The 4,566-nt window shown below is 33.4% G+C and carries 3 protein-coding genes; 2 read left to right on the top strand and 1 reads right to left on the bottom strand.

Annotation, left to right across the window (positions count from 1 at the left end):
* The first annotated feature begins 534 nt into the window (after positions 1–534).
* Positions 535–2,001 carry a slr1306 family protein gene (locus AC3DU7_RS26120; protein WP_488042198.1) on the top strand — a complete coding sequence of 489 codons (1,467 nt, stop codon included), beginning with the start codon at positions 535–537 and terminating at the stop codon, positions 1,999–2,001.
* Positions 2,002–2,243: 242 nt separating this feature from the next.
* Here AC3DU7_RS26120 and AC3DU7_RS26115 read toward each other — a convergent pair whose 3' ends face one another.
* A complete protein-coding gene (locus AC3DU7_RS26115; RefSeq protein WP_488042197.1) occupies positions 2,244–2,750 on the bottom strand; it encodes a hypothetical protein in 507 nt (168 codons plus the stop codon).
* 311 nt (positions 2,751–3,061) lie between these two features.
* Here AC3DU7_RS26115 and AC3DU7_RS26110 point away from each other — a divergent pair, with 311 nt between their 5' ends.
* Complete coding sequence (locus tag AC3DU7_RS26110; RefSeq protein WP_488042199.1) at positions 3,062–4,459, top strand: GTP-binding protein; 1,398 nt, start codon at positions 3,062–3,064, stop codon at positions 4,457–4,459.
* Positions 4,460–4,566 lie beyond the last annotated feature (107 nt).

Genomic DNA, 4,566 nt, shown 5'->3' with positions numbered 1-4,566 from the left:
CCCTACTCCCTACTCCCTGCCGAGCGCAAAAAGACTAGTGAAGCGCAAACCCTAACTAGACTGATACCATTTCTCAAAAACGTTTCTACATTTTGTTGAGCAGGGGGGTAGGGGAGTAGGTAGGGACGTTGCATACAATGTCTGTACAGGGAGAAGCAAGCATAAGAAAAATTAACATTAACTTAGCTTAAATTAGCATGCAAAGTGATTTTGCTTGTGCTGATTAGATGACAACTGAAGTACTCCCCAAGTATAGCAATAATGCATGGGAATTGGTATTAGAGGAAAAGATGGACTTGGGAAAAAAAGCTTAGGTATTATTAGTTTGAATATATTTCTGCTTACAAGTCCACTTTTTCTACTTCCACATTGTATATATAAATTTAAGGCTCAATCAATCTAGGAAAATTACAATACAGCTAAATAACTTAATTATAGATTGATTATAAAAATAGCCAAGCATAAGAGTTAATATAGTAACAAGATGAACATGATAAAATTAATAACTAAGAGAAGTTTCTGAGGATAATAAAAATGGCTATAAAATTACAAAGACCAATATTAGTAGGAGGCATCGGATTATCTCTACTGTTATGGTTATTAGATAGTGTCCAACACTCAGTAGCAGAATTTGGCGGAGCTACCATGTTAGGAATTATGGCAGCAGGTTTAGGAGTTTTGTTGTTAAAAAAACCAAAGTCTAAAACACTCCAGAAACCTACTATAATTGCACCACCAACAAAAGAAGCAGCAGAGCAAGCGATCGCTTTATCAACTACTACTATAGATAAGATTTATCAGGAAATAAAAAGTACTAATAAATCTGAAAAAATTAGTCAATTACGTCAACAAGCAACTACACTTACTCAGGAACTAGAAAGAAAAGAATTAAGTATAGTAGTGACTGGTTATCGAGGAGTAGGTAAAACTTCTGTAGCTGAAATATTGAAGTCTCAATGGTTACCCACTAATTCTCAAAAGTTAGAAATTAGCGATCTAACATGGCAGGAAGAATGGATAAAAACAGATGAAAATATTCAACTTAATCCTCTTTCACCTTACGATCTTATCTTGTTTGTTACTACAGGCGACTTAACAGGTTCAGAATATCAAGCATTATCAAAACTTACATCTCTCGGTCAAAGTTTTATTCTAGCTTGGAATAAACAAGACCAATATTTGCCAGACCAAAAACCCCAGATATTACAGAAACTAAAAGAGACTTTATCTACTATTAATTCGGAAGAAAATTTAGTAGGAATTTCTGCCAAACCTAACTCTGTTAAAGTACGAAAACATCAGCAAGATGGAACTATTAAAGAATCTATAGAACAATCATTACCAGAAATATCTGGATTGATAGAAAAATTGAATCAAACATTAGAAAAAGAAACAGAACAATTAGTCTGGGCAACTACTAAAAGAAAAGCACAAATAGTTACATTAGAAGCCAAGAATATATTAAATAAAGTCAGGCGAGAACGTGCTAATCCTATAATTGAACAATATCAATGGATAGCTGCAGCAACAGCATTTGCTAATCCAGTTCCAGCTTTAGATTTATTAGCAACAGCAGCGATAAATGCTCAACTAATAGCAGATTTAAGTGCTATATATGAGCAAAAATTTTCTCTCGAACAAGGTAAGCAGGTAGCAGGAACTATAGCAGAACTAATGCTAAAATTAGGCTTAGTAGAAATTTCGACAAAAACATTAACAACTATCCTGAAAAGTAATACTGTAACTTTTGTAGCTGGCGGTGCAGTTCAAGCTGTAAGTGCTGCTTACCTAACAAGAATAGCAGGTATTAGTTTAGTAGAATATTTTGCTACTCAAACAGATAGTAATTCTTTGAATATAGAGAAATTAAGCAAAATTATACAAAGTGTATTTAGCCAAACTCAGCAAAATAATTTCTTAAAATCTTTTGTAACTCAGGTAATGAGTCATGTTTTACCAGAGGAGAAAAAAGTAGAAGCTGTCTCAACTCCAGCACAATAATACCATTCTCAAAAATTTTTCTATATTTTATTGAGTAGGGGAGTAGGGGAACAGGGGAGTGGGGGAGTGGGGGAGAAGTAAACATCAGAATAATTAACATTAACTTGTCTGCTAGTTAGCAAAAAATGATAAAGTTAGTGTTAATAACTTAATGACTGAAGTGTGACCTAAGTATAGCGTTACTTTTAAGAAAAAGAGTCTACTAATATGTATAGACTTTTTGCATCTGTTCTAAGAATTAATTAATCAGGTGTAGGTGGTGAACCATCACGACCTGGGTAGTTAGTATAAGGAAGTGGTTGTGAAAAACTCTCTTCGTACATCTCTTGAATATCGGAGATTTTATCATAATTTTCATCAATAATTTTGTCAACTTTATCCCTTAATAATTGTTCCCAATTTTTTAGGCGTGTCAAATTTTCATAGTCTTCTTCATTTATTGCTACTTCCAACAAACTCGGTCTAAACTTATAGGAGCTATATGTATCTATTTGAGCATAATTTTCTTTGATAATTTCTTTGATTTTACCTCTTACCAATTCTTCCCAATTTCTGAGACTTGCTAAATTATCAAAATCTTCTTGCCCAATATCTACTTGTAATAACCCTGTCTGAAAAAAATCTTTTCTTCTTTTACTCTGAGTAATTTGATAACTATTTTTTTTGAGAATTTGTTTAATCTCAGCTCTTACCAAACTTTCCCAATTTGATAGACATTCCAGATCGCTCATAGATTGACTATCTATCACTATTGCCAACTCTAAACTATTAGGATTTTCACTAATTTTTATCTCAAAAACTCAACTTATAACAATTATCAACTTTTTCCCTAGACTCAATGAGGAGTATTTCAGAAATTATGCCAATTAATTTGATAAAATTATATCATTACCAATAATACTTTGATTCTGTAAGCATTTCCTGCGGAATGCTAATACCTTTACTACATTTCCCACCACAGAATTGAAGTACAAAAACAACGAGCTTAAGTTATCAATTAAAGGTAATAAGGCTGATAACTGAAATAACCTTGAATAACTCAGATATTTACTCAGAAATAGTGACAGAATATTCTCAATCTCAAGAAAATTACCAGAAACAAGGTCAACAGCACTGGAAACGTGCTAGGGCAAGTTTAAGAAAAGCTCTAAATAGATATTCTGCTTTGCAAAATACGGAACAAAAAATAAAAACTTCTGAATTTTCATCCTCCTTAAAAACTCAATTAGATTTATTAAAATCCAACATTGATAAGCTCGACCAAGGAGTAATTCAAATCGCTGTTTTTGGTCTTGTAAGTCGTGGTAAATCAGCAGTTTTAAACGCTTTATTAAGTGAAAAAATATTAGAAACAGGTCCTCTAAATGGTGTAACTCAATGGCCTCGCACTATTAGATGGACACCTAATATTTTTATTAATTCTCATCAACAAGAGACAGCAAAAATAGATTTAATAGATACTCCTGGATTAGATGAAGTAGCAGGTCAAGTTCGTGGAGAAATGGCTAAGGAAGTTACTAGGAAAGCAGATTTAATTCTATTTGTTGTTTCTGGGGACCTGACACGCACCGAATATGATGCTTTGCGTGAATTAAGGAAGGCTAAAAAACCGCTAATTATAGTGTTTAATAAAATTGATTTATATACAGAAGCTGAACGAGAAGATATTTATAAAAATTTGCAAAATATTGTTGCGGATAAATCAGAAGAATTAGAAGATATTTATTCTCCGACAGAAGTAATAATGGTCTCAGCAGAGCCAGCTCCTATACCTGTAAGAATTGAATGGCCTGATGGTAGTGTGACTCATGAGTGGGAAACTCCATCGCCTCAAATAGATCCGTTGAAACAAAAAATAATTACTATTTTAGAGCGGGAAGGGCGATCGCTTTTAGCATTAAATGCGTTAGTACAAGCAAGAGAAGCTGAGGTAACTATTGCTCATAAAACTGTTAAAATTAAACAACTAGAAGCTGATGATTTAATCTGGGATTTTGCTAAGTATAAAGCTTTGGCTGCTGCTCTTAATCCTGTTGCTATTATTGATGTGATGGGAACTACTGTAATAGATTTAGCTTTAATTCGCTCTTTGTCTCGTCTCTATAATTTGCCAATGACTAGCTATGAAGCGGGTAAGCTTTGGAAAATAATTATATTTAGTGAAGGTGGTATGTTGTTGGGGGAGTTGGGTAGTAGTTTATTATTAGGTTTAGGAAAGATTGGTATTACTTCTTATGCAGGAGTTGCTATTACTCAAGCTTCTATTGCAGCTTATGGAACTTATGCTATTGGCAGAGCTACTAAGGTTTATTTGGAAAAGGGTTGTACTTGGGGACCTTTGGGTCAAGATATAGTTATTCAGGATATTTTAAGTCAGATGGAACCTGATACAATTATTTATCGTTTACAACAGGAATTATTTGAAGGAAGAAGGAAGAAGGAAGAAGGAAGAAGTTAGTAAATTGCCTGGAAAATACTTTTTATTCAGTGTCAATTTTGTTAAATTTTAGTGTGGTTAAAAATCATCTCCTCAGAAGCAAGAAGGAAGAGGGAAGAAGGAAGAAA

The organism is Okeania sp. (assembly GCF_983059655.1).
The sequence above is the reverse complement of the archived record's forward strand: the minus strand, read 5'-3'. Positions and strand labels throughout refer to the sequence as shown.

Bases quoted from the DNA above. Each gene is read 5' to 3' on its own strand.
- AC3DU7_RS26120 (WP_488042198.1), top strand. From the start codon at position 535: ATGGCTATAAAATTACAAAGACCAATATTAGTAGGAGGCATCGGATTA.